This is a genomic window from Bizionia paragorgiae, assembly GCF_900107625.1.
GTDB classification, from domain to species: Bacteria; Bacteroidota; Bacteroidia; order Flavobacteriales; family Flavobacteriaceae; genus Bizionia; species Bizionia paragorgiae.
On the sequence record NZ_FNQK01000005.1, the window covers coordinates 122296 to 145478 of the forward strand.

The window sequence follows — 23183 nt, forward strand, 5'->3', positions numbered from 1 at the left end:
GTTGTTATTTTATGAGTTTTCGGTCTTTATCATAAAGTCCGATGAGTATACTGTTACCATCTTGATCCACTTTTAAACCGCCATATTTTGCGGCTTCAAATTTTAAAGCTTTACCTTCTTGAAAGAAAAACGATTCTGCTCCAATAGACACACGGTTCCAATCTCCCGCTTGATATTTTATAAGATATTCCTTGTTGTTACGTGGCGTTTTGCCGTCCTGAAGTCTTTCACGTTGTGCCACGCCATTGTCATCTAAGGTCACCACACAAAAGCCCCGTTTTGAAATATTATCACTATGTAAACCATCGGAAATAGCATAGTTTAAACGCATGTAATCGCCTTGCATAAGCGAGCGCGGATCGACAGGAGTCAATTCTAGTAAAACCAATTGCCCATCGCTAAGCACCGTTTCTTTTTTAAATACAGAACGGTTAAATAATACCAATACCAGAATGAGATTAATTAGGATTATAAGTGGTTTATAATTTTTCATCTGACTTTAGTTTTTTTGAAATGAATACATACAGTCCTATAAAAACAACTCCAGACGACATAAGAAGTACAGACTTGGTTAATAACGAGAGAAAAAGGTCGTAGTAAAACTGCATGATAAAATAGATGAAAGCAATAATCCCGATGACTAATCCTGTTTTATAACGCACCAATACACTAAGGAGTATAATTAAAAAAGCACCTGGTAGAGTCGGTGAAAATAGGGTGGTGGCTAATAGTAACACCGTAGCGCCATAACTAAATACTTTGGTGCTAGTTTTCGTGACTTCCAAACGATTTAAGATGGTGGGCATTACCCAAAGAATAGCAGCAATTAAAATGATTGAAGATAACCACAAAAACCGAATGGAAAATACCATACCCATAGCTCTATTAAAAACAAGGAGTCCTAAAAGTAAAGAAAAAATAAGCGCCACTTTTAACGGATTGTAAAGTGTGGCAAGGGCCCTGTTGTATGTTAGTAGTTTTGCTTCGTTTAAAAATACATAAACCAATAGTGCAGCAATACCAGCCAGGTAAAGATGAATAAAATTGAAGGCTTCATTGCTGATAATAATATAAAGTAAACACGCGCTAATAAGAACGGTAGACGTAAATGCGATAATGTAATTGGGCGTCGTTAATAAAGCAGCCAAAGCAATAGCCATAAAGATTAAAGCCATATACTGGTCGTCAATTCGCAATTGCGAAAGTCCGAAACCCAATACCAAAAACCCTAAGCTATACAGTGCTATGCTTATGGTGTCCATAATAAGTTTTGATATTTTTTTATCAATTACAATCGCTGCAATTATAAATAAACTTCCAAAAATTAATAATCCACTTTTTGAGTCGTACAATCCGGCGAGCGCTAAAAAGCCAAGAAAAAATAAAACAGCTAATAGTCCGCCAAAAATAGAAAGGATTTTAATCGCTACACTCGACGTGTTTTCCGTTTGCTTTTTATAAGCTTCTAGAATAGCCGCTTCGTTGTACTTAAAGGTGTCACCTTCCATAGCACTAATGCGCTGTAGAAGTTCTTTTTTTTGAGCTATTTTGTCCATGATCGCTGTAGATTAATAAGGTTTTTTATAACTAAAGTGACACTAATTACGACGAACAGCCCTATAAATAAAAACATACCAAAATCGTCCGATATTTTTACAAATAGAGCAGAAATTAAAATTATGACACTAAACGGAATCACCGCCAGATAAAAGGCATTTTTAGATTGGAGTCCGTATTTTATTGCAGCACTGTAGGCTATTATAACAACTATTAGCAGGATGTAGAATTCGAGTTGCGGACTCTCGAATAGGCCGTAGCATAAACCTATGGTGCTGTAGCAAATACTTCCTAAAGCTATAGTGTTCGTAAACCAATTGGAAAGTTTTAAAGGCGCTTTAGTCCGATTTAAAAATAGGGCCGCTATTAAAAAGACACTATTAATAAGGAATAAGAGTAAGCAGATAAAAAGGAAGGTCCAATCGTGAGCGACTTGCTGAGCATAGAGAACAACGGTGGTGTTGATTAATACAATATAAATAAGCCATAAAGGGGCGAAACTTGAAACGACTACCCAAAGGGAAATGCATAGTGTCCATCCTAAGAAAAAATCGTAAGCATTGGCACCCGTTTGATAAATTTGTCCGAAAACAGCAAATAGAACTCCCACTAATAACGCCGCACCAGTAAGTATGGCGTTTTTAACGGGAGCTTGTAATTTTGAAAAAACAGCGATTAAAGTGGTGATTATAATTAAGCCCTCTATTAATCCGATTTTTACAAATTTATGTAAGTCGGCCCAATTATAAGCGAAAAAGAAAATGATGCCCGCAACAGAAAACCCAATGCCTAAACTTAAAAAGACTAGTTTTAGAAAGTTTTGCCAATCGGTTTTAGTGCTATAAATAGTTGTCTTTAGAGCGTGTTCTACGTTTTTTTCCGACCAATTACTATGACGGCTTAGCAGCTCTATATCTTCTTTGTCAAGTTTTATCATACCGTTTGTAATTTTATAGTGAACGCTTACCGATTTACAACACCTTAAATTTAGGTAAAAACCGATTTACCTATAGCGTAACTAACTAAAGCAATCATAATGATAGCTAAAACAGCTATTTTAAACTTCATATAGGTAGAATACCCATCCCAAAAATCATTGTTTTTCATGAGGTAACCACATTCCTGTTAATCTACAATAGTTATAGACTCGATAATGTTATAGTTTCTATAATCGCCTAATTTAGCATCGTAAAATTCGTAGATGTCATATTCTAAATCTATTGTTTTGCCTTTTAAGGACTCGTAATTGTTTTGTAAATCAAAATCACTTTGTATAAAGGTTAGCCAATGGAATTTTGTGGTTCTTCCATCTTCAGTTTTTATAGAAAACACAATAAAGTCTTCTTTTGTAATAGATCTCACTTTCCCTTGTGCCGAATACAAAGTTTCTTCATAATCGTCCTCATCTTTTATATCGGCAAGACTCATCATCACCTCTGGGCAAACGGTAATCATTTTTAATCCAATAAGTCGACCTAACTCTTCGCCTGTTTCATCAATATTCATCATGTCTATATTATAATCACGAAGTAATTCGTCTTTGTATTTTCCAGCTTCAGCTAGCATACATAGACCTAACCTTTCGGTAGTGATATTTTCTGTGTCTTTTAATTCAGATAAACATTCACAAGCTTTTTTAGTGATTTTCAGCATGTAATCGTCCTCTTGAGCAAAGCTATTTTGAACGAATAAAACGGTAAGAAGGATAAGGAGTACTTTGGTTTTCATAACAATTGGTTTCATATTTAATTTTAAAATTAGTAGTAGTATAAGTTGGTGTTCGTGTAAAGGACGTTTAAAACCTATAGTGGTGTTGCGTTTTTAGCGCGTTCAAGATAAGTAATCCCCACTTTAAATTAGGACATTTAAACAATTTTGAAAGAAATTTCTTCAAGTTTAATGACTTGGGCCTATCCCTTTGTGTTTTATTATTTGGTAGATTAGTATATAAAGCTGTTTGTAATGGGTTTAAAACAGTATCTTTGTCGTCTATTATTTATTTTCGATACTAATTATCTCTTCGTAGCATTCTAGCGCATTGCTTGGAATTTATTTTTATAAATCCGCATCTACATAATAACAATTTTAATAGTTTTTGGTACGTGTAAGTAAGGTCTTTTGGCTACTGCTTCACGCCGTGTTGTAAACGGGTTGTTAGTTTTTACTGATCGCTGGTTATTATACCCTACTAAAAGCCTATTTGGATTTCATTTTATAACCCTTAGTATTCCGTTAAAAAGTAGAGCTTGTATTCACTTAGTAAATGGAAGCAATACATTTTTATGACTACAGACATCTCCATTAATAAACCGGAACCTTTTGTTCCAGAAAAACGATTAGAATTATTTAATCGCGCTACCGATATCCCCTTAACAATAAGAGCTTTAGAAGCAGGAAAAACAGTGTTAATCACCGCTTTTTATATCAACGGATTGGTGTTGCTTAAAGCGCTTCAATCCCATCTTAAAAAACAGTTCCCTAACAAAACATTTTTAGAGCAACGCCAATACCGCGACGCATTTCGAAAACTGTCTAATCGCATTGTTATAGAAATTGCAGATCATAAACTTATTGTAAAGAAAGCCCCTTCTATAGGGTGGCTAGCAAAATTATACCCAGAAACAGCTAATTTCCTATTAACCTTTCCGCAGGTGCAAGGACTAAATAGTTCATGGCAATGGTACGAAAGAGGGATTCAAATCCCGATGTTGCGAAATAAAATTCATCCGTATTACGGGACCTATATGCCCACACGGTTTGAACATTTAGAATTGTTTGATAATTGGTTAAAACGCTATAGCGGACCCAAAAAAACGGCTATCGATATAGGAATTGGTAGCGGTGTTTTATCACTACAGTTAATAAAACACGGTTTTCAAAAAGTTTACGGTACCGATAGTAACCCAAATGCTATTGTGGGATTAAAAGAATTTATGGGAGAGACTAAGCTGTCGCGAAAAATAGAAGTCGAGCATGGTTTTCTATTCGGAAAGCTAGAAAAACCTACTGAGCTGATTATTTTTAATCCGCCATGGTTGCCAGAATCTCGTCAAGTAGATGCTTTGGATGAAGCGATTTATTATCCTAAAGACTTGTTTCCAAACTTTTTTAAAGGGGCCGAAGAACGTCTGCTAGACGACGGACGCCTGCTGATTATTTTTTCTAATCTCGCTCAGATTACCAAAGTGACTAAAGCCCATCCTATAGAAAAAGAATTGGCTGAAGGTGGTCGATTTAAATTGGAACACTGCTTTAAGAAATCTGTACGACAGGCCTCTAATGAAACCAGTCGCGACCAACATTGGCGATCGGAAGAGGCTGTGGAATTATGGGTGCTTTCAAAAAAGTAGATTCAAAGGTTATTCAGTACTATCTTTGGGACGGTCTCTTTTTTTGAGCACGCCCAATAATTGTCCGATACCAATTCCGAAATAAGTACGGTCTTTATTAATGTGTATTGAAGGGGATAAGCTAAGCCCATAAATACGAGTAAACGGGAATTCTATTTTGGGATTTATAATAAGACTTATCGTGTGATACTTATGGTATTCATAAGTGTAATTGCGATCTAAAAACATCGGATTTTTCTTCCAGTTTGTAGGTTCCTTAATAGAGGTAATTGCAATGCCCAAGGTGAGATTCGCTCGAATACTACCTTTTGGGTTTAGTGGAATAACACGTCCCGCTCCCATATAAAACTGCTCCATGTGATCGTAAGGTCCGAGTAATCCAATGGTTAATAGATCTTGAACTCCCAATTTAAAGTCTTCAGGTTCAGATTTTGCTGGTCGTAGATTAATGTTATACCCTAATTTAAAACTGTACTTTTCTTTGTAAATATAATTAGCACTTAAATCTAATCCGGAATAATTACCGGTATTGAAATCCATAGCATAGTAAAGGGCATTATTTTCAGACCATTGTGCAGTGGCAGAAAGTGAAAGTATAAAAACGCTAAAGCGTAAAAGGAATTTTTTCATAAAGATGAGGCTGTCGGCGTGTATGGGGTATGGTTTACCAATATTTGTCATTTTCACATTTAGTAGCGTCCCATTGTTTTGTTAGAAACGCCATAAATTCTTTTTTCTCATTCAGGTTATCACTAGCATTAAAAGTACCGCCATAGGCATCCTCGGTATCACACATAAGCATGGTTTCTCCTCGTAAAGCATATTTTGTATGGCCTTCATAGAAAATGATTTTCTGAATCCCAGGATCCATGCCTCCTCGACAAATAGAAACATAGGGGATACTCACTTCGGCAATGCCATTTTTATTTAAATCGGTAATGGTTGTGGCTTTCGGTGAAAATCCAGTAAACCAATCTAAACCATTGCACTCCGTATAGTCGTATATACGCCACACTTTTTGATAGTCAGAATTGAGATCTTTTTTTTGAAAGAGGTACGCATATAATTCAGATTTGTCCTGAAGCGTGTATTCCATCTGGTTGTCATCATAACCCTTCCAATTAAAATGTCCGGTAACGGTTTGAATTAATATATTACGACCAGAAGCATCCACCCAAGTTAAGGCTTCGACAACCGTACCCCTGAAATCTAAGGACTTAGGAATGTCGTCATAACTCAAAACATTAATTTGTATGTTGGGAGTAGAATTTTCCTTATCCCAAATACCAAGTGTGATAGTCGGTTCCAATTGCCTAAATTTCTCTTGATTGGTTTTAATTTGACCATAAGAAACACAGGTAATAAGTAGTAAAGCGAGTGAGGTTAATTGTTTCATCGTACTCTAGTTTTAAAACACCAACTTAATGTAATAAGGGCTATTAATAATTAATGGTCGTTTTAAGGTTTTAATTTTAAAAACCGCGGACCAACTTAAAAAGAGTCCCCAAAAAAACTAAAGTCTATAAAAACGAAACACTAAAGTAAGTATAATTTTTAAACTTAGTTGTAATTACGTGAATAGTATTTTTTAGCCTATAGACCAATCTGTAATTAGAGCGCTTATTCGAGTTTTATAGAATCTATAATAAGAGCAAACGTTTCCGCTTTTTTATTAGCGATTAAAAATACAATCTCTTCTAGCGTTTGGGCTGAAAAATTAGGTTTGTCAAGTGATTTTCCGCGATAGGTAGGAGTTAACGCGTTTAGAAGAATAGTTATTTCTTCCCAATGACCGGAAGTATTGAATGTTGCAGTGTAAGAATGAGAATCACTAGACTTTTCTTTTACGCGAAACTGATAATCTTTTCCGTCCCCGTGTATTCTAAGGATTATTTTTGTCGCCCCTTGAAGATTTAGAGCGCCGATAGGGTAGCGTACCGATGAGAATCCGCCTTTATTTTTTAAAGACACCTCACCAGCGAAAACACCGTTACCATCAGCATTTAAGAAAAAACTACCGTGAGATCTTCCTCCCATAACCACATCGTCTACAATATGCCAGTCTTTAATATCCTTATCGCTGCTAAATTTGTAAACTGTATTCATACTAAAGAGATTTTAATTATGGAAACGGTCGTTGCTATGCAAAGGATTTAAAACTATTTAATGGGTTTTAGAATGTGGGCAATCGCTATAGACATTCCTTTGGGTTTTATAAACTTATCGCTTTGCATACTACAATTTAGTAAAAAAAATAAGAGTATAAGAACGCTTAGCGAACAGTTTTACTCAGAGCGCTTTCTTTTGTGTTATTATTGGGGTTTTGTGTTTTAAATTAAGGTAAATTTTGGACCCAGATACGTCCTATCCTTAACCGTAGGGTAATTCTATTTTATACATGTGATAACTTAGAATTTGGAGAAAGAACGGAATTTGCATCAAAAAACAATGGAATTATTTTTATTAAGTTTTGGTGCGTTGTTCTCGATTATGAACCCTTTGGGAACCGTACCTGTTTTTGTGGGGCTAACTCAAGATCATACCAATAAAGAACGGGCAGTTACCGCTTTTTGGACCGCACTCGATGTGTTTGTTATTTTGCTATTATCCTTTTTTGCAGGCAAATACATTTTATCTTTTTTCGGAATTAGTCTCAACGCCCTAAAAATTGCTGGCGGATTAATAATAGCCTCTTCAGGATTTGCTTTACTAACCGGGAAATTTGGGGAGCATAAAGGTATGAAACGCAAGCGTGTTCAGAAAGATATTCACTCTCGCGATTCGATTTCATTAACGCCGCTTTCGATTCCGATGCTTGCCGGCCCGGGAACCATTTCCTTATTAATTGCTTATAACCAAGAGTATCAAGCCCTACATGAAATATGGACATTAATAGGAGCTATGCTTTTTGTTACGCTTTGTATATACGGGATACTAAAAAGCGCCCATGTGATCGTTAGATTCTTGGGCGCTTCAGGAATTAATGCGCTATCGCGGATTATAGGTTTTATTGTAATCGCAATAGGCGTAGAGTATATTATTTCTTCGGTAGTCGATATACTATCTCGATTACCATTTTAATTATAACGGAATATTTCCGTGCTTACGTTTTGGTTTTTCTACCTGCTTGTCTTCTAACATAGCGAATGCTTTTATAAGCTTGCGCCTGGTATCTTGAGGTAAAATCACTTCGTCTATAAACCCGCGTTCTGCCGCACTATAAGGATTGGCAAAAAGAGAAGCGTATTCCGCCTCTTTTTCTTTCCATTTAGCATCGGTATCTTCGGCAGTAGAGATTTCTTTTTTAAAGATAATTTCTGCAGCCCCCTTAGCACCCATTACAGCAATTTCTGCACTTGGCCACGCATAGTTCATATCAGCACCAATATGTTTAGAGTTCATTACATCGTAAGCACCACCATAGGCTTTACGGGTAATTACGGTAATACGCGGCACAGTAGCTTCACTAAAAGCATATAATAATTTTGCCCCGTTAGTAATAATAGCATTCCATTCTTGATCTGTTCCTGGTAAGAACCCTGGTACATCTTCTAAAACTAATAACGGAATGTTGAAGCAGTCACAAAAACGGACAAATCGTGCGGCTTTTGTCGAACTGTCTACGTCCAATACACCGGCTAAGTACAAAGGCTGGTTGGCAACGATACCAATACTTTTTCCTCCCAATCGGGCAAATCCAACGACAATGTTTTCAGCAAAGTCTTTATGGATTTCGTAAAATGAATCTTCGTCAATAATCCCATTTATCACGCTGTGCATGTCGTAAGGTTTATTGGCGTTGTCCGGGATAATATTTGCGAGTACCTCGCGCGTTTCCTCTTGTAATTTAAAAGGCAGGTCTTTTGGTTTTTCAGTATTGTTTTGTGGTAGGTAGCTCATTAATTTTTTAATGTCTTCCAAGCATTCCACATCATTAGCCGATGTAATATGTGTCACTCCCGATTTTGTCGAGTGGGTGCTAGCACCTCCAAGTTCTTCAGAAGTCACCGTTTCGTTAGTAACGGTTTTTACCACATTAGGTCCTGTAACAAACATATAGCTGGTGTTTTCTACCATTAGTGTGAAATCTGTCATCGCAGGAGAATACACGGCACCACCGGCGCAAGGTCCCATAATAGCTGATATTTGTGGAATCACACCTGATGCTTGAACGTTTCTGTAAAAGATATCGGCATAACCTCCTAAAGAGCGGACACCCTCTTGAATACGGGCACCACCAGAATCGTTAAGTCCGATAAGCGGAGCCCCAACTTTTACTGCAAGGTCCATAATTTTACAGATTTTCTCTGCATGAGTTTCTGATAAAGAACCACCAAAAACAGTGAAATCTTGAGCGAATACATAAACCAAACGGCCGTGGATCGTTCCGTATCCCGTAACCACACCATCACCGTAAAACTGTTGCTTCTCCATACCGAAATCTTTTGTTCGGTGTGTTACTAAAGCGCCAATCTCCTCAAAGGAACCCTCGTCTAATAAATAGGTTACACGCTCGCGTGCTGTTAGTTTCTTTTTTTCGTGTTGCTTATCTATACGTGCCTGACCACCACCTAAGTGTGCTAGCGCTAGCTTTTCGTTTAAATTTTTAATTTTAGAATCCATTTTTCTAAGAGTATTTTAAAATGCTAGTCTTTAAAAAGTGATAGCATTGTTTTTTAATAGTGATGTCCGCTTACTTTGTGGGTACGCGAAGTAATTTCTGATCTTCAAGGTATTGCTTAAGTGCAATTTTTGCTGCCATTTGTGCTTCATTTTCCTGCTTTGCTTTAATGGCTTCAGGAGAATAAAACTGCTTGACAAAATGCGTGTTAAAGTTACCCGATACAAAAGCCTCATGGTCGCAAACAAAAGCTCCAAAAGGCAAGGTTGTTTGTATGCCTTCCACTTTATATTCGCTAATGGCTTTACGCATAAGCTGAATGGCTTCATCTCTAGTATTACCATAGGTAATTAATTTTGCCAACATCGGATCGTAATAGATAGGGATATCCATACCTTGCTCGAAGCCGTTATCCACTCTGATATTTTCTCCCACCGGTAATTGGTACACGTCTAAGTGCCCTACACTTGGTAAGAAATCGTTTAAAGGATCTTCGGCATACACACGTAACTCAATAGCATGTCCTTTAATTTTTAAATCACTTTGTTGAAGAGGTAAGACCTCATTTCTTGCGACTCTAATCTGTAATTCTACCAAATCGGTTCCAGAAATAAGCTCGGTTACAGGGTGTTCTACCTGTAAGCGGGTATTCATTTCTAGGAAGTAGAAATTATGGTCGTCGTCCAATAAAAACTCCACCGTTCCTGCATTCACGTAGTCACAGGCTTTAGCTACTTTAATAGCCGCTTGGCCCATTTTCTCACGGAGTTCTGGAGTTAATACTGCTGATGGTGCTTCCTCAACTACTTTTTGATGACGACGTTGGATGCTACATTCGCGTTCGAACAGGTGAATGACATTGCCGTGGTTATCCGCCATTACCTGTATTTCTATATGACGTGGTGAAGCCACGTACTTTTCGATAAATACCGATCCGTCACCAAAAGCATTTACAGCTTCACTAATAGCGCGGTCCATTTGCGATTCGAAATCCGCTTCTTTCTCTACCACACGCATCCCTTTTCCACCACCACCGGCAGAGGCTTTGATTAAAATAGGGAATCCGATACCCGTTGCTATTTTCTTGGCTTCAGCAATGTCGGTAATCGCTTCATCGGTACCAGGAACCATCGGGATGTCGTAAGCTTTTACAGCGTCTTTAGCGGCTAGCTTACTTCCCATAATTTTTATGGCCTTAGATTTCGGTCCGATAAAAAGGATGTTATTTTGTTCTGCTTTTTCAGCAAACTCAGCATTTTCAGAAAGGAAACCGTAACCTGGGTGAATGGCATCGACATTCAGGCTTTTTGCGACCTCGATAATTTTATCGCCTAATAAATAGGATTGGTTAGACGGTGCCTCACCAATTAAAACCGCCTCGTCAGCATATTTTACGTGAGGCGCATTTCTATCGGCAGTAGAGTAAACCGCTACCGTTTTAATGCCCATTTTTTTTGCTGTTCGCATCACGCGAATAGCAATTTCCCCTCTATTTGCTACTAATAATTTCTTCATCTTAATTTTCAAATTCAATTAATAATTGATTTTTCTCTACGGCATCACCAGTTTTAACGGCTATGGATTTAATAACCCCATCGCGAGGAGAATTAAAAACGTTCTCCATTTTCATGGCCTCTAATATTAATAAAGGATCATTTTCTTTAACCTCCTGACCCTCATTAACGTTAATAGATAAGATAAGCCCTGGCATAGGAGCTTTAATATCATTAACGGTTTTTGAAGCACCGATTTCAAACCCCATGTCTTTAATGAGACCATCAAGTGCATCGTTGATTTGAACGTTGTAAGTGGTATTGTTAATCTCCACCTTATAGCTTTTAGTATTAAAATCTGACGCTATAATATTGGCCTTGAAAGACGTGTTGTTTTCAAGGATATGAAAGGAATTATGTGCTGTTTTTAAAGCATCTAATGCTAAAACGTTGTCTTCTGATAACTCAAAGTCATAATTAGAATTAACGCTTGTTTTATATGTCTTACTCATAAATTTTGATGTATTTCGAGGATAAAGATAAGGTGTTATTTAGTAAATTTAAAAACCGATACGCTTTGATGTTTTTTTATTGCTTTTCGCGATAACCAAATACCGACTATCAAAGATACAAAAGCGCCAATCCAAATACCCGGTATAAATTGGATAAACAGAAAGAAATCGTAGGAGCCGTGGAATAGAACGGCAAAAAATAAACCGGTTAGATTGAGTAGTATTTTGTGTTTTGAAAATTTAGCTTTTCCCATAAAATAACCCATAAGGATACCAAATGTGGCGTGTGCAGGAACGGCGGTGAAAGCTCTTAAGATTGCCGTTGATGCGCCACCCTCTAGCACATAAAGGATGTTTTCGGTTGCGGCAAAGCCCATAGACACCATAACGGCATATACAATACCATCAAAACGCTCGTTAAATTCTTTGCGGTGTTGAGCAAAAAGCAATACGATTATGTATTTACTGAACTCTTCAGAAAAGCCCACCACAACGAAAGCTTGAATAAATTGCTGGGTAACACTTAGACTGTCGGTTAGCGGTAGAGAAATTTCAAATACACTATATAGTATGGTGGTAATAATGATGCTGGCAATACCTCCTAAAAGGAAGGAGATAAGGAGTAAGCCTTTGGGCTCCTTTTCGTATTTGTCCTTGATATAAATATATAGGATAACAATTAAAATAGGAGCGAGGGCTAATAAAAGTAAATTCATGGGGCTGTCCGTGCTGTTTTTTTAGAATTGCAATTAAACGTCGGTTTTGGAATTCTGTGAATTATATTTTTTTTAAAGACAGATTTTCCACTAAATATATAAGGGGCAAAGATATAAAAAGCTTGTCCTTTTTTATGGTGTAACCGGAGCAAAAATAAATGACAGACTAGGTAATTGTTAGGTGGTTAGCATTAAATAGGGGATGGAGATGCGTTTTTTTAGGGGGTTTTACGGATTCCCATTATTTGGGAAATAGAAGCGCTACTATTGCAATAACAAAGCAAATTAAGTTTGAAACGGACACGCTGTGTCCACTTAGCAATTAGTTTTGAGAACCCAATTAAATATAACCCAAATCGTTAATCTATGTCTACCTACAAATGTACAAGCTGCGGCACGTATAAAAACGACACCGTAGTTTCTCAGCTTAACACCAGTCCGACGTGTAACAATTCAAAAGATTCGAGCGCTATTATTATCCATAAGTGGGAGAAGATCTCTGATGAGGATTTGTAAATCAATTAGATTTAACGATAAAATAAATAAAGCAATTTAAACAAGTAGTTTATCACTTTTAAGTTATTAAATAATAGCTAGTTTGACGGCCTCCAAAACTTTTAAATAGTAATCCCGATTTGAGGCCACAAAATGTCCGTTGGTATCACTGCTGACTAAGAGATCTTTAAACTCGGAAATGGAAACTAATTTTAGAGCTTCTACCTCTTCCGGCTGTGGTGTTAATGCGTCTAAAGGGACGTTTAATACCACGATATAGGTGTGATGGAATTCATTATCGATAATGCCGTTAGGGTAGGACTGAAAGCATTCAAAAACACCGATTTTTTGTAGGTCTTTTTCAGTGATACTGAGACCTATTTCTTCATGAACTTCCCTAATACCACCTTGGGCAACCGACTCACCGGCATCGACGTGACCGGCAACCGATACATCCCATAGTAAGGGGTAGAGCGCTTTTGAAGCCGCACGTTGTGCTAAAAGAATTTTACCTGTTAACGTGTAAAACCATATATGGGCGGTGTTGTGGTAATGGCCTTTATTGTGGACAACAAATTTAAGTGCTGTTTTTCCAGTAGGGGCACCTGTTTGGGTTACAATATCTAATGTTTCTTCGTTCATATCAAAAAAGAGCCTCTAAAAAGAGGCTCTGAATTTATAAAATATTACCTCTAAGGTAATGATTATTTAAAATAAGAAAACGTTTCACCGTCTTCAATTTTAAGTAGTGTTTCGTAAATTAATTTTATCACGTTTTCTACATCATCTCTATGTACCGTTTCTACAGTGGTATGCATGTAACGTAATGGTAAAGAGATTAGTGCTGAGGCTACACCGCCATTGCTATAAGCAAACGCATCGGTATCTGTTCCTGTAGCACGAGAAAGTGCTGCACGTTGGAATGGTATTTTATTAGCTTCGGCAGTATCGGTAATTAAATCACGTAATTTTTGTTGTACCGCTGGTGCATAAGCGATAACTGGCCCTTTACCAATTTCGCAATGTCCTTGCGCTTTTTGGTTTATCATAGGCGTTGTTGTATCGTGAGTTACATCGGTTACAATAGCCACATTAGGTTTGATACGCTCGGTGATCATTTGAGCACCACGTAAACCTATTTCCTCTTGTACAGAGTTCGTAATATATAATCCGAAAGGTAATTTCTTTTTGTTTTCTTTTAATAAACGCGCTACTTCAGCAATCATAAAACCACCCATTCTATTGTCTAATGCACGACAAACAAAGTTGTTTTTGTTTAAGATATGGAATTCATCTGGGTAAGTAATTACACAACCTACATGTACGCCAAGTTCTTCAACTTCATCTTTGGTTTTACAACCACAGTCGATAAAAATATTGTCCGGCTTCGGCGCTTCTTCTTTAGATTTGTTTCTCGTGTGAATTGCTGGCCATCCAAATACACCTTTTACAATTCCGTTTTTAGTGTGGATATTTACCACTTTACTCGGTGCAATTTGATGATCACTACCACCATTTCTAACCACGTAAATTAATCCGTCATCACTAATATAGTTGACATACCATGAAATTTCATCAGCATGACCTTCGATAACGACTTTATATTTGGCATCAGGATTAATAACACCTACTGCAGTTCCATAAGTATCGGTTATAAACTCATCGACATACGGTTTTAGGTAGTCCATCCATATGTTCTGACCGTCCCATTCGTATCCTGTAGGGGATGCATTATTTAAATATTTTTCTAAAAAGTCCATAGACTTCTCGTTTAAAATTGTCTTTTTTGCCATTGTGTTTTAATTTTTCACTAAAATAGCAATAAACAATTATACAGACTATTAATTAGTATTTTTGTAACATAAATTTTAAAATTTTGGAACGATTTTAGCGTTTCGTTTTATATGAAGATCAATTCAATTCTTATTCTGTTTTTTTTACTGTGGTCACCATGGTGTTTCTACGCACAGATTGTACCGGTAGAAAATGATTCTATTGTGATGGAGTACACTTTAATCGATGGCGATTCTATACCCGTAAATGCTATCGATTTAAATGAAGTGATGCTTCTTCACCGATTAAAATTTGATAATACTTTAGAGCGTAGACGCTATGTGATATTACGCCGAAAAACCATAAAAGTCTATCCTTATGCGATCTTGGCTGCCGAGCGCTTGGAATCCCTAAACGAGCGTATAAATTCCTTAGCGTCCAAACGAGATAAACGGGTTTATGCCAGAAGGATTCAGAAGTATATAGAAAATGAATTCTCCGATGAATTAAAAAAACTCACCCGTACCGAGGGGCAGATCTTAGTAAAATTAGTCCACCGCCAAACAGGAATGACCACATTCGATCTTATCAAAGACCTTAGAAGTGGCTGGCGTGCTTTTTGGTTTAATACTACAGCGACTTTATTTAATATTTCCCTGAAGGAAGAATTCGATCCTGTTAACGTGAAAGAAGATTATTATATAGAAGATATTCTAGAACGTAGCTTTCAGAGTGGGGTGTTGAAACGTCAAGAGCCTGCAATACAATTTGATTTTTATGAATTGTCTAATAAATGGTTAAAATAGTACTTTCATAATGCACCAACAGTCACCTTTTGAAGAAAAGCTAAATGCCTTATCGCACGGCATAACCGCCATTTTGGGCATTATCGGATTGGTATTTCTTATCATAAAAAATAGCAATAAAACCGACTGGAGCTTGTTTAGCGTGTTGGTTTATGGTTTCTCGATTATAATTTTATTTACCGCTTCGACCTTATATCACTATGAAGAAAAAGCGTCTCGGAAACATTATTACAGAATTCTCGATCATATCAGTATATACTTTTTAATTGCTGGGACCTATACGCCGGTGGTGTTAATCTCCTTATCGGAAAGTTTAGGCTGGCCGCTGTTTTATGCCGTTTGGGGAATTGCTTTATTCGGTGTGATTTTGAAACTGTTTTTCACCGGACGATTTGAGGTGTTTTCAACCCTGCTTTATTTAGTTATGGGCTGGTTAGTGGTTTTCGATTTCAAACAGCTTTCAGAGCTTATGGATCCTAACGGTTTGCTACTATTGGCTGCCGGTGGTGCTGCTTATACCTTAGGAATTGTGTTTTATAGCGTGAATAAAATTCCTTATAATCATGTTATATGGCACTTTTTTGTCAGTGCAGGCGCGATTTTTCACTATTTTATGGTGTATTTCTATGTTATTTAGAAATAGCAGGTTAGTTCATCATACTGCTAACGATAGGTTTTAAACCAGCAAAAAAGAATTCGACAGCAATAACCATAACGATTAACCCCATTAATCGCATCATCACATTATTACCTGTTTCTCCTAGTAGTTTTATAATTCGTGAAGAGCTATAAAGAATAACAAAAGTTAACAGCATCACGACTATTATTGATGCAATCAATACCCCTTTTAGTTCGATGGTATGTGCATCTTCCATCATAACAATCGCGTTTGTTAAAGCTCCCGGTCCGCAAATCATAGGTATCGCTAAAGGTGTTACCGAAATATCACTCACATAATTTTTTACTTCTTTAGGGTTGACTTTTACTGTTCCTAAGCGCGCTTGAAGCATATCCATTCCCATTAAAAAGAAAATAACACCACCTACGATTCTAAAACTGTTAACCGAAATACCGAAGAAATTAAAAAGTAACTGCCCAGAGAATGCGAAAATAACGATAGTAATAAACGCCACAAGTGAGGCCTTTTTTGCCGTTTGAGTACGATGAGCGCTGTCCAAATCTTTAGTCATCGTCATAAAAATAGTCATCGTTCCAAGAGGATTGATTAAGGTGAAAAAAGACGTGAAAGATAGTAGGGCAAAGGATAAAAGGTCAGTCATGAAAAGCTATGGTAATCGATTTATAATTAACGTGTTATATTTTGAAGGCGCGAAATTAAGAAAAAAAGACGCTATAGGACATAGAATTGGCGGATTAATATTAAAAACTATACAGAGATCAACTAATTAATACATTCAATTTATTAATTTCGCAATCTTAAAATTAGAATATGATTACAGTAGATAATATAGCCGTAGAGTTTAGCGGCACAACCTTGTTTAAAGATGTAAATTTTGTGATTAATGAAAATGACAAAATTGCTTTAATGGGGAAAAATGGAGCAGGGAAATCGACGATGATGAAAATTATCGCTGGTAGGCAATCGGCAAACCGAGGAAAAGTAAGTTGTCCGAAAGATACTGTAATCGCTTATTTACCACAGCACTTACTTACCGAAGATAACTGTACTGTTTTTGAGGAAGCGGCGAAAGCATTTAGTCATATTTTTGAAATGCGTGATGAAATGGATGCTTTAAATAAAGCCCTTGAAACACGTACGGATTATGAGAGTGATGAGTACATGTCCATTATCGAAAAAGTAGCCGACTTAGGGGAGAAATACTACGCTTTAGAAGATGTAAATTATGATTCTGAAGTAGAAAAAGCCCTAAAAGGATTAGGGTTTAAGCAAGAGGATTTTACCCGTCAAACGAGCACTTTTAGTGGGGGATGGCGTATGCGAATTGAGCTTGCTAAGATCTTATTGCAGAAACCAGATTTAATATTATTAGATGAGCCTACCAACCACATTGATATCGAATCGGTGTTGTGGTTAGAAGATTTTTTAGTGAATAAAGCCAATGCTGTAATGGTAATTTCTCACGACCGTGCGTTTATCGATTCGATTACCAACCGAACAATCGAGGTGACCATGGGGCGTATTTTTGACTATAAGGCAAATTATACACACTACCTGCAGTTGCGTGAGGAGCGTCGTGCACATCAAATTAAAGCCTACCAAGAGCAGCAAAAATTTATTGCGGATAATATGGCGTTTATTGAGCGTTTTAAAGGGACCTACTCAAAAACCAACCAGGTGTCTTCTAGAGAACGTATGTTGGAGAAGTTAGAAATTATTGAAATTGATGAAATTGATAACTCAGCACTAAAATTAACCTTTCCGCCAGCGCAACGCTCGGGAGATTACCCTGTGATAGTGGAGGAGTTGTCTAAAAAATACGGAGATAAAACTATTTTTAATGCCGCTAGTTTTTCTATTTCCCGAGGTGAGAAAGTAAGCTTCGTAGGACGAAATGGAGAAGGGAAGTCCACAATGATTAAATCCATTCTTGGTGAAATTGATTACGAGGGGAGCTGCACGATAGGTCATAATGTACAAATAGGATATTTTGCACAAAATCAAGCCTCGCTTTTAGATCCTGATTTAACTATATTTCAAACTGTAGATATGGTAGCGAAAGGGGATATGCGTACTCAAGTGAAAAATATTTTGGGTCGCTTTATGTTTAAAGGTGATGAGATCGATAAAAAGGTTAGCGTACTATCGGGAGGTGAAAAAACACGTTTGGCTATGGTGAAATTGTTATTAGAGCCAGTGAACTTATTAATATTGGATGAGCCTACCAATCACTTAGATTTAAAATCGAAAGACGTTTTAAAGGACGCATTAAAAGCCTTTGATGGAACATTAATATTAGTATCTCACGATCGTGATTTCCTTCAAGGTCTTTCTCAAAAGGTTTTTGAATTTAAAGACCAACGTGTTATCGAGCATTTTGAAACCATTGATGCTTTCCTTGAGCGTAACAGAATAAAGAGTATTAAAGAAATGGATTTAAAATTATAAGTGTAGCCTCACTTTTTTTGAATTCAAATTGAATTTTCTATATATAAAAAAGAGACCTCGTACAAACGGCGTCTCTTTTTTGTTGTGTTATTTGAAGTAAAGCGGTGGTATTAACCCGCGTTATTTTTACTCATTTCAATAGCTTCCTTTACGCCTAAAGTAGCGGGTTTAGCGATTACCGTTAGTTGTTGGGATGCCGATACATTGGGATTAGGATCTACAAAATAGGTCGGTGTGCCTTCAGGGACATAATGCATTAATCCTGCAGCAGGATAAACCTGCATCGAGGTGCCTACAATAATTAAATCGGTTGCTGTGTTGCATACGGCCATAGCTTCGTCTAACATAGGCACCGCTTCGCCAAACCATACGATATGCGGACGCAGTTGCTCACCCTGAGGATTACAATCACCACTATTTAAGTCGGTGGTCCATGGTAATACAGCATGTTCGTTTACTGTCGATCGGGCTTTTAGTAGTTCGCCGTGCAAATGAATCACGTTTGTGCTTCCTGCGCGCTCGTGTAAATCATCGACATTTTGTGTAATAATAGTCACCTTATAATCGGATTCTAAAGCCGCTAATTCTAGATGTGCCGCGTTGGGGTGCACCTCCAATAATTGTCGGCGGCGTTGGTTATAGAATTCAAAAACTAAGGAAGGGTTAGCTTGAAAACCTTCTGGCGATGCCACACTCATAACATCATGACCTTCCCACAAGCCATCAGCATCTCTAAAAGTTTGTAATCCGCTTTCGGCACTTATTCCAGCACCTGTAAGTACAACAATGTGTTTCATAGTCTTGTTTTCAATGGGGATTAAAGATAGATTAATTTTTATTCTATTTAAAATGAATTGAACAATAGGTAAACAATGATTAAATTAGTCCGATAAACAAACCATTAAGACTATGAGAAAATCGCTATTACACTTACTCGTTATCGTTCCCGTATTGTTTTTTGTCGCTTGTGAAAATGACGATGATACCACACCTCCTGAAGAAGTAGTAACGCAATTGGCAAGTACAACTTACGATCTCAATTCGGCATCAGAATTGGATGTTAACGGTCTATTTACTATTATTAAAAACTCTAATAATACAACCACGCTTGTTATCGCGCTTACTGGGACTATAAATGTCGCTGAGCATCCTGCACAATTGCGGTTAAATACAGCAGCCGAAGCCGGGGATGTTGCTTTGGAATTAGAGCCTGTAAGTAGTGAGACAGGAAGGAGTAGCACTACAACCGATGCTTTTACCTATGAGGAGCTATTAGATTTTGACGGACATGTTAATGTTCAGTATAGCAGCTATGAGTCTGATGGTCTTTTAGTTCAAGGAGATATTGGTCAAAATGATTTAACAGATACACAGATTACTTATGATTTATTGGAAAAGGATGTTATAGATGTTTCGGGAAATATTACTTTTACCAAACGTGTAAACGGTGAAGCACTGGCAGTGATTTCATTAAACGGAACACCATCTGGAGGCAGTCATCCGTCCCACATTCATAGTAATAATGCGGCAACTAGCGGACCTGTTATTTTTACTTTTAACGCCGTAGATGGTACTTCGGGAATTGGTAAATCTAATGTGTCGGTATTAGATGATGGCACAGCATTTTTATATAATGACCTGCTCACAGTGGATGGTTATATTAATGTGCATTTAAGTGATAGCCAGCCGGGTGTGCTGCTAGCACAAGGAGATATAGACGTTAATAATTAAGCGTATAAGTTGAACGAAAAGACAACCTGATGCCTAACTATCATCAGGTTTTTATTTTTTATTTATGATTGATAAAGCATTATTAGAACATTTAGAAAGTTATTTAACACCAAAGCGATTAGAGCGTTTTAATTACGTTATTAATCAGCGAACAAAACACTTTACTGTAGCTACCGAAGATGTTTATCAGCTGCATAATACCAGTGCTGTTATTAGAAGTTGTGATGTGTTTGGTATTCAAGAGGTTAATATTGTTGAGGAAGTAAATTCCAAACGTATCGACCGTGAAATAGCCATGGGTGCGCAAAAATGGGTCGATTTAAATCGCTACCATTCTGTAAAAGAATGTATTGCCGATGTAAAGCGTAAAGGCTATCAGATTGTAGCAACCACACCACATACCGATGATTGTGAGCTACACGATTTTGATGTGACAAAAAAATCTTGTTTTTTCTTCGGAAGAGAAACGGAAGGCTTATCGCAAGAGGTTTTAGATCAAGCCGATGTGTTTTTAAAAATTCCGATGTCTGGATTTACCGAAAGCTTGAATATATCGGTGTCTGCGGCCATTATATTACAACATGTGACCACAAAATTGAAAAAAACAGATATTGATTGGGGATTAACGGAAGATGAAAAGCTTGAAAAACGATTGGACTGGTGTACAAAAACCATTAAAAGTCACGATAAAATTATTGAACGTTTTTATAATAAATAAGAAGTAGTTTTTAGAGAACCCGTAAAATAGAAGCCATAAAGCAGTACATTCTTTAGGAATCTACTGCTTTTTATAGTTTAATAGAGGGGTATTTATTCCATACTGTAGAAAAACTGTTCGTTTTTAATTTTCCCATCTTTTACTTCAAAGACAGCTACTTCCTCCATTTTATGACGTCCACTATCTTTAAAAGTGATATCAAAATTCATTGTCGCTGTAAAGTGATTCCCTGCAACAATAGGCTCACTAATAGAGCTCGAGTGAAACTCTTCAACATTATCTAACCACTTTTTATTTTTATTCCATACATTTTGCTTTCCTGATACGACCTCATTCGGCATGCCAGGCATTTCTTTACTCGTAATACTATCTGCGTATAATTCGTTAATACATTCCAATCCCTTACCTTGCTCGCATAGGGCTTTCCATTTTTTTGCAACTGCTTTTGTTTCCATAATCTTAATAGTAATAATTCTAGATTAAGTTACGGTTTTTTAAAATACTCATTGCTAGTACTGTAGTGTTATTTTTAAGCTAAGGCCGCTTTATATGTTCGCAAGCAGCGTTCCCGGGCTTCTTTATGGTCTACTATAGGTTCTGGGTAGGTTAACTCCTGATAATCGGGAACCCACGTTTTGATATAGTTATGGTCTTTATCAAATTTTTTAATTTGGGTGGTGGGGTTAAAGATTCTAAAATAGGGCGCGGCATCTACACCAGTTCCTGCAACCCACTGCCAATTCCCTACATTGCTAGCCATTTCATAATCGTGTAGTTTCTCGGCAAAATAAGCCTCCCCCCAGCGCCAATCGATAAGTAAATGTTTACATAGAAAACTACCTACTAACATGCGAACGCGGTTATGCATAAACCCCGTGGTGTTCAGTTCGCGCATACCGGCATCGACAAGCGGATAACCCGTTTTGCCTTCACACCACTTTTTAAACTCGACGTCGTTATTACGCCATTCAATCCTATCGTACTTGGGCTTGAACGCTTGGGTGGGGGTGTTGGGGAAGTGATAAAGGACTTGTATAAAAAACTCCCGCCAAATCAACTCCTTTAAAAAGGTGTCGTTCGATTCTGCAATCGCTTTTTTTAGTAATTTTCGGATACTGACAGTTCCAAAACGTAAATGCGGACCAACTTTCGAGGTGGCGTCCAGAGCAGGGAAGTTGCGCTTACTCTCATAGTCGGCAATTACCGTCGGGGTCACCGTATAAGACGCTATGGTTTGCGATGATTTTATAAAACCAATATCAGACAAGCTAAGGTTTGGTAAACCTGTGTTTTTAATCAGTTGGTCTAAGTGCGACTGGGTATAATAAATCTTTAAATCATCGTTTTTAAAGGCCTCCCGCCAACGTTTCATATAAGGCGTGTAAACTAAATATGGCTTACCATCACTTTTAGTAATCTCATTTTTTTCGTAAAAAACATGATCTTTAAAGGTGTTGAATTTAATGTTATGCGTATTTAAAAGCTGTTCTATATTAGCATCACGTTCTTTAGCGTAAGGCTCATAATCACGATTGGTATAAACGTTTTCAATGGTATAGCTGGTTAGTAATTCTTTAAAAACAGCTGCAGGCGTCCCTTTATATACCGCTAAGCTACTATTGTGCTCTTTTTGTAGGGTCTGCCGCATGTCTTGAAGCGTGTCATAAATAAAAGTGACTCTAGCATCGTCTTTAGGTAAAGTATCAATTATTTCAGTATCAAAAATAAACAGGGGAAGAACGGGGTTTCCGCCTTTCAAAGCTTCGTAAAATCCTACATTATCATCTAATCGCAAATCGCGACGAAACCAAAATATGTTTATTGCTTGCTTCATTTAATCTGTTTTTAAAGGGGTGTTCTTAGTATATTTCCCAAAAAGGGCTTCTAACTTTTTTGTTCTATATTCGAAAATCTCTTCTAATTTAGGCTTGACCAAAAAAGGTTGAACGAGCTGACCAAGAAAACCAAAGGGGACTTTATAATCGATGATATCTTCCAATTCCACACCGCCGTCAATTTCTTTTATAAAATGCTTGTGATGCCATAAGGCATAAGGACCAAAACGTTGTTCGTCTACAAAATACACCCCTTCTTTGACGTGGGTAATTTCGGTAACCCACTTGGTTTTTATTCCTATTATAGGTGTAACTATATACTGAATAATTTGACCTGCAAACATGGGGCGGTCCCCACCAGATAAAATATTAAACCCCATATAATCTGGAGTGATTGTTTTTAGATTTTCCGGACGCGATAAAAAATCCCAAGCCTGAGCCTTCGATATTGGTAAATTCTGTTTTTTATGTAAGGTGTATATTTTCAT

25 protein-coding genes are annotated in these 23183 nt (G+C 37.2%); 7 read left to right on the forward strand and 18 right to left on the reverse strand.

Translation table 11 applies throughout. The annotated features are described in order from the left end of the window. Positions 1 to 4: 4 nt before the first annotated feature. From BLV64_RS04875 to BLV64_RS04890, 4 genes are all read right to left on the reverse strand, one after another. The gene (locus BLV64_RS04875) at positions 5 to 493 is read right to left on the reverse strand and encodes a GDYXXLXY domain-containing protein (RefSeq protein ID WP_092133073.1); all 489 of its coding nucleotides are present in this window, start codon (positions 491 to 493) and stop codon (positions 5 to 7) included. Further along, positions 480 to 1556 (reverse strand): DUF4401 domain-containing protein, encoded by a 1077-nt coding sequence (locus tag BLV64_RS04880; RefSeq protein WP_092133074.1) that lies wholly within the window; start codon positions 1554 to 1556, stop codon positions 480 to 482. Before BLV64_RS04880 ends, BLV64_RS04875 begins: the two co-directional genes overlap by 14 nt. Further along, the gene (locus BLV64_RS04885; protein ID WP_092133075.1) at positions 1544 to 2494 is read right to left on the reverse strand and encodes a DUF2157 domain-containing protein; all 951 of its coding nucleotides are present in this window, start codon (positions 2492 to 2494) and stop codon (positions 1544 to 1546) included. The genes BLV64_RS04880 and BLV64_RS04885 overlap by 13 nt, the downstream gene beginning before the upstream one ends. A 188-nt stretch (positions 2495 to 2682) precedes the next feature. Next, positions 2683 to 3300, reverse strand: a complete 618-nt coding sequence (locus tag BLV64_RS04890; RefSeq protein WP_092133076.1) for a hypothetical protein — start codon at positions 3298 to 3300, stop codon at positions 2683 to 2685. 539 nt (positions 3301 to 3839) lie between these two features. Here BLV64_RS04890 and BLV64_RS04895 point away from each other — a divergent pair. Then, on the forward strand, positions 3840 to 4907 hold the full coding sequence (locus tag BLV64_RS04895) for a methyltransferase (protein ID WP_092133077.1): 1068 nt from the start codon (positions 3840 to 3842) through the stop codon (positions 4905 to 4907). A 9-nt stretch (positions 4908 to 4916) separates the two neighbouring features. Here the strand turns inward: BLV64_RS04895 and BLV64_RS04900 are convergent, their stop codons facing one another. The 3 genes from BLV64_RS04900 to BLV64_RS04910 form a co-directional block, all read right to left on the reverse strand. After that, positions 4917 to 5537 carry a hypothetical protein gene (locus BLV64_RS04900; RefSeq protein ID WP_092133145.1) on the reverse strand — a complete coding sequence of 207 codons (621 nt, stop codon included), beginning with the start codon at positions 5535 to 5537 and terminating at the stop codon, positions 4917 to 4919. 34 nt (positions 5538 to 5571) lie between these two features. After that, on the reverse strand, positions 5572 to 6303 hold the full coding sequence (locus BLV64_RS04905; RefSeq protein WP_092133078.1) for a M949_RS01915 family surface polysaccharide biosynthesis protein: 732 nt from the start codon (positions 6301 to 6303) through the stop codon (positions 5572 to 5574). A gap of 224 nt (positions 6304 to 6527) precedes the next feature. Continuing rightward, positions 6528 to 7013, reverse strand: a complete 486-nt coding sequence (locus tag BLV64_RS04910; RefSeq protein WP_092133079.1) for a CIA30 family protein — start codon at positions 7011 to 7013, stop codon at positions 6528 to 6530. A gap of 342 nt (positions 7014 to 7355) precedes the next feature. On the opposite strand from BLV64_RS04910, the gene BLV64_RS04915 reads away from it, so the two are divergent. Next, positions 7356 to 7988, forward strand: a complete 633-nt coding sequence (locus tag BLV64_RS04915; RefSeq protein WP_092133080.1) for a MarC family NAAT transporter — start codon at positions 7356 to 7358, stop codon at positions 7986 to 7988. Here the strand turns inward: BLV64_RS04915 and BLV64_RS04920 are convergent, their stop codons facing one another. The 6 genes from BLV64_RS04920 to BLV64_RS04945 form a co-directional block, all read right to left on the reverse strand. Next, positions 7989 to 9530 (reverse strand): acyl-CoA carboxylase subunit beta, encoded by a 1542-nt coding sequence (locus tag BLV64_RS04920; RefSeq protein WP_092133081.1) that lies wholly within the window; start codon positions 9528 to 9530, stop codon positions 7989 to 7991. A 70-nt stretch (positions 9531 to 9600) separates the two neighbouring features. Then, a complete protein-coding gene (accC, locus tag BLV64_RS04925) occupies positions 9601 to 11043 on the reverse strand; it encodes an acetyl-CoA carboxylase biotin carboxylase subunit (RefSeq protein WP_092133146.1) in 1443 nt (480 codons plus the stop codon). Between the two features lies 1 nt (position 11044). Then, positions 11045 to 11533, reverse strand: coding sequence for an acyl-CoA carboxylase biotin carboxyl carrier protein subunit (locus tag BLV64_RS04930; protein WP_092133082.1), 489 nt, complete (start codon positions 11531 to 11533; stop codon positions 11045 to 11047). A 35-nt stretch (positions 11534 to 11568) separates the two neighbouring features. Continuing rightward, complete coding sequence (locus BLV64_RS04935) at positions 11569 to 12249, reverse strand: PrsW family intramembrane metalloprotease (protein ID WP_092133083.1); 681 nt, start codon at positions 12247 to 12249, stop codon at positions 11569 to 11571. A gap of 582 nt (positions 12250 to 12831) precedes the next feature. Next, a complete protein-coding gene (locus BLV64_RS04940) occupies positions 12832 to 13386 on the reverse strand; it encodes an NUDIX hydrolase (RefSeq protein WP_092133084.1) in 555 nt (184 codons plus the stop codon). A 62-nt stretch (positions 13387 to 13448) separates the two neighbouring features. Then, positions 13449 to 14537: a M42 family metallopeptidase gene (locus tag BLV64_RS04945; RefSeq protein ID WP_092133085.1), complete on the reverse strand. Its 1089-nt coding sequence runs from the start codon at positions 14535 to 14537 to the stop codon at positions 13449 to 13451. Between the two features lie 111 nt (positions 14538 to 14648). Between BLV64_RS04945 and BLV64_RS04950 the strand changes: the two genes are divergently transcribed. After that, positions 14649 to 15323 (forward strand): DUF4294 domain-containing protein, encoded by a 675-nt coding sequence (locus tag BLV64_RS04950; protein WP_092133086.1) that lies wholly within the window; start codon positions 14649 to 14651, stop codon positions 15321 to 15323. Positions 15324 to 15333: 10 nt separating this feature from the next. Next, positions 15334 to 15960 (forward strand): PAQR family membrane homeostasis protein TrhA, encoded by a 627-nt coding sequence (trhA, locus tag BLV64_RS04955; protein ID WP_092133087.1) that lies wholly within the window; start codon positions 15334 to 15336, stop codon positions 15958 to 15960. Between the two features lie 10 nt (positions 15961 to 15970). Here trhA and BLV64_RS04960 read toward each other — a convergent pair whose 3' ends face one another. After that, complete coding sequence (locus BLV64_RS04960; RefSeq protein WP_092133088.1) at positions 15971 to 16603, reverse strand: MarC family protein; 633 nt, start codon at positions 16601 to 16603, stop codon at positions 15971 to 15973. Between the two features lie 170 nt (positions 16604 to 16773). On the opposite strand from BLV64_RS04960, the gene BLV64_RS04965 reads away from it, so the two are divergent. Next, positions 16774 to 18411 carry an ABC-F family ATP-binding cassette domain-containing protein gene (locus BLV64_RS04965; protein WP_092133089.1) on the forward strand — a complete coding sequence of 546 codons (1638 nt, stop codon included), beginning with the start codon at positions 16774 to 16776 and terminating at the stop codon, positions 18409 to 18411. A gap of 110 nt (positions 18412 to 18521) precedes the next feature. On the opposite strand, the gene BLV64_RS04970 is transcribed toward BLV64_RS04965, so the two are convergent. Then, complete coding sequence (locus BLV64_RS04970; protein WP_092133090.1) at positions 18522 to 19208, reverse strand: SIR2 family NAD-dependent protein deacylase; 687 nt, start codon at positions 19206 to 19208, stop codon at positions 18522 to 18524. Between the two features lie 112 nt (positions 19209 to 19320). Here BLV64_RS04970 and BLV64_RS04975 point away from each other — a divergent pair, with 112 nt between their 5' ends. Further along, positions 19321 to 20142 carry a CHRD domain-containing protein gene (locus tag BLV64_RS04975; RefSeq protein ID WP_092133091.1) on the forward strand — a complete coding sequence of 274 codons (822 nt, stop codon included), beginning with the start codon at positions 19321 to 19323 and terminating at the stop codon, positions 20140 to 20142. A gap of 64 nt (positions 20143 to 20206) precedes the next feature. After that, on the forward strand, positions 20207 to 20860 hold the full coding sequence (locus BLV64_RS04980; RefSeq protein WP_092133092.1) for a TrmH family RNA methyltransferase: 654 nt from the start codon (positions 20207 to 20209) through the stop codon (positions 20858 to 20860). A gap of 92 nt (positions 20861 to 20952) precedes the next feature. On the opposite strand, the gene BLV64_RS04985 is transcribed toward BLV64_RS04980, so the two are convergent. The 3 genes from BLV64_RS04985 to BLV64_RS04995 form a co-directional block, all read right to left on the reverse strand. Next, a complete protein-coding gene (locus tag BLV64_RS04985; RefSeq protein ID WP_092133093.1) occupies positions 20953 to 21315 on the reverse strand; it encodes a nuclear transport factor 2 family protein in 363 nt (120 codons plus the stop codon). 74 nt (positions 21316 to 21389) lie between these two features. Next, a complete protein-coding gene (locus BLV64_RS04990) occupies positions 21390 to 22694 on the reverse strand; it encodes a cryptochrome/photolyase family protein (protein ID WP_092133094.1) in 1305 nt (434 codons plus the stop codon). Beyond that, positions 22695 to 23183 carry an SRPBCC family protein gene (locus tag BLV64_RS04995; RefSeq protein WP_092133095.1) on the reverse strand — a complete coding sequence of 163 codons (489 nt, stop codon included), beginning with the start codon at positions 23181 to 23183 and terminating at the stop codon, positions 22695 to 22697.

Coding starts and splice junctions, on each gene's coding strand:
- BLV64_RS04940 (WP_092133084.1), bottom strand. CDS start 13,386: ATGAACGAAGAAACATTAGATATTGTAACCCAAACAGGTGCCCCTACT.
- BLV64_RS04875 (WP_092133073.1), bottom strand. CDS start 493: ATGAAAAATTATAAACCACTTATAATCCTAATTAATCTCATTCTGGTA.
- BLV64_RS04995 (WP_092133095.1), bottom strand. CDS start 23,183: ATGAAAATATACACCTTACATAAAAAACAGAATTTACCAATATCGAAG.
- BLV64_RS04890 (WP_092133076.1), bottom strand. CDS start 3,300: ATGAAACCAATTGTTATGAAAACCAAAGTACTCCTTATCCTTCTTACC.
- BLV64_RS04930 (WP_092133082.1), bottom strand. CDS start 11,533: ATGAGTAAGACATATAAAACAAGCGTTAATTCTAATTATGACTTTGAG.
- BLV64_RS04895 (WP_092133077.1), top strand. CDS start 3,840: ATGACTACAGACATCTCCATTAATAAACCGGAACCTTTTGTTCCAGAA.
- BLV64_RS04970 (WP_092133090.1), bottom strand. CDS start 19,208: ATGAAACACATTGTTGTACTTACAGGTGCTGGAATAAGTGCCGAAAGC.
- BLV64_RS04945 (WP_092133085.1), bottom strand. CDS start 14,537: ATGGCAAAAAAGACAATTTTAAACGAGAAGTCTATGGACTTTTTAGAA.
- BLV64_RS04885 (WP_092133075.1), bottom strand. CDS start 2,494: ATGATAAAACTTGACAAAGAAGATATAGAGCTGCTAAGCCGTCATAGT.
- BLV64_RS04900 (WP_092133145.1), bottom strand. CDS start 5,537: ATGAAAAAATTCCTTTTACGCTTTAGCGTTTTTATACTTTCACTTTCT.
- BLV64_RS04880 (WP_092133074.1), bottom strand. CDS start 1,556: ATGGACAAAATAGCTCAAAAAAAAGAACTTCTACAGCGCATTAGTGCT.
- BLV64_RS04910 (WP_092133079.1), bottom strand. CDS start 7,013: ATGAATACAGTTTACAAATTTAGCAGCGATAAGGATATTAAAGACTGG.
- BLV64_RS04985 (WP_092133093.1), bottom strand. CDS start 21,315: ATGGAAACAAAAGCAGTTGCAAAAAAATGGAAAGCCCTATGCGAGCAA.
- BLV64_RS04965 (WP_092133089.1), top strand. CDS start 16,774: ATGATTACAGTAGATAATATAGCCGTAGAGTTTAGCGGCACAACCTTG.
- BLV64_RS04975 (WP_092133091.1), top strand. CDS start 19,321: ATGAGAAAATCGCTATTACACTTACTCGTTATCGTTCCCGTATTGTTT.
- BLV64_RS04915 (WP_092133080.1), top strand. CDS start 7,356: ATGGAATTATTTTTATTAAGTTTTGGTGCGTTGTTCTCGATTATGAAC.
- BLV64_RS04935 (WP_092133083.1), bottom strand. CDS start 12,249: ATGAATTTACTTTTATTAGCCCTCGCTCCTATTTTAATTGTTATCCTA.
- BLV64_RS04990 (WP_092133094.1), bottom strand. CDS start 22,694: ATGAAGCAAGCAATAAACATATTTTGGTTTCGTCGCGATTTGCGATTA.
- BLV64_RS04920 (WP_092133081.1), bottom strand. CDS start 9,530: ATGGATTCTAAAATTAAAAATTTAAACGAAAAGCTAGCGCTAGCACAC.
- BLV64_RS04950 (WP_092133086.1), top strand. CDS start 14,649: ATGAAGATCAATTCAATTCTTATTCTGTTTTTTTTACTGTGGTCACCA.
- BLV64_RS04960 (WP_092133088.1), bottom strand. CDS start 16,603: ATGACTGACCTTTTATCCTTTGCCCTACTATCTTTCACGTCTTTTTTC.
- BLV64_RS04980 (WP_092133092.1), top strand. CDS start 20,207: ATGATTGATAAAGCATTATTAGAACATTTAGAAAGTTATTTAACACCA.
- BLV64_RS04905 (WP_092133078.1), bottom strand. CDS start 6,303: ATGAAACAATTAACCTCACTCGCTTTACTACTTATTACCTGTGTTTCT.
- trhA (WP_092133087.1), top strand. CDS start 15,334: ATGCACCAACAGTCACCTTTTGAAGAAAAGCTAAATGCCTTATCGCAC.
- accC (WP_092133146.1), bottom strand. CDS start 11,043: ATGAAGAAATTATTAGTAGCAAATAGAGGGGAAATTGCTATTCGCGTG.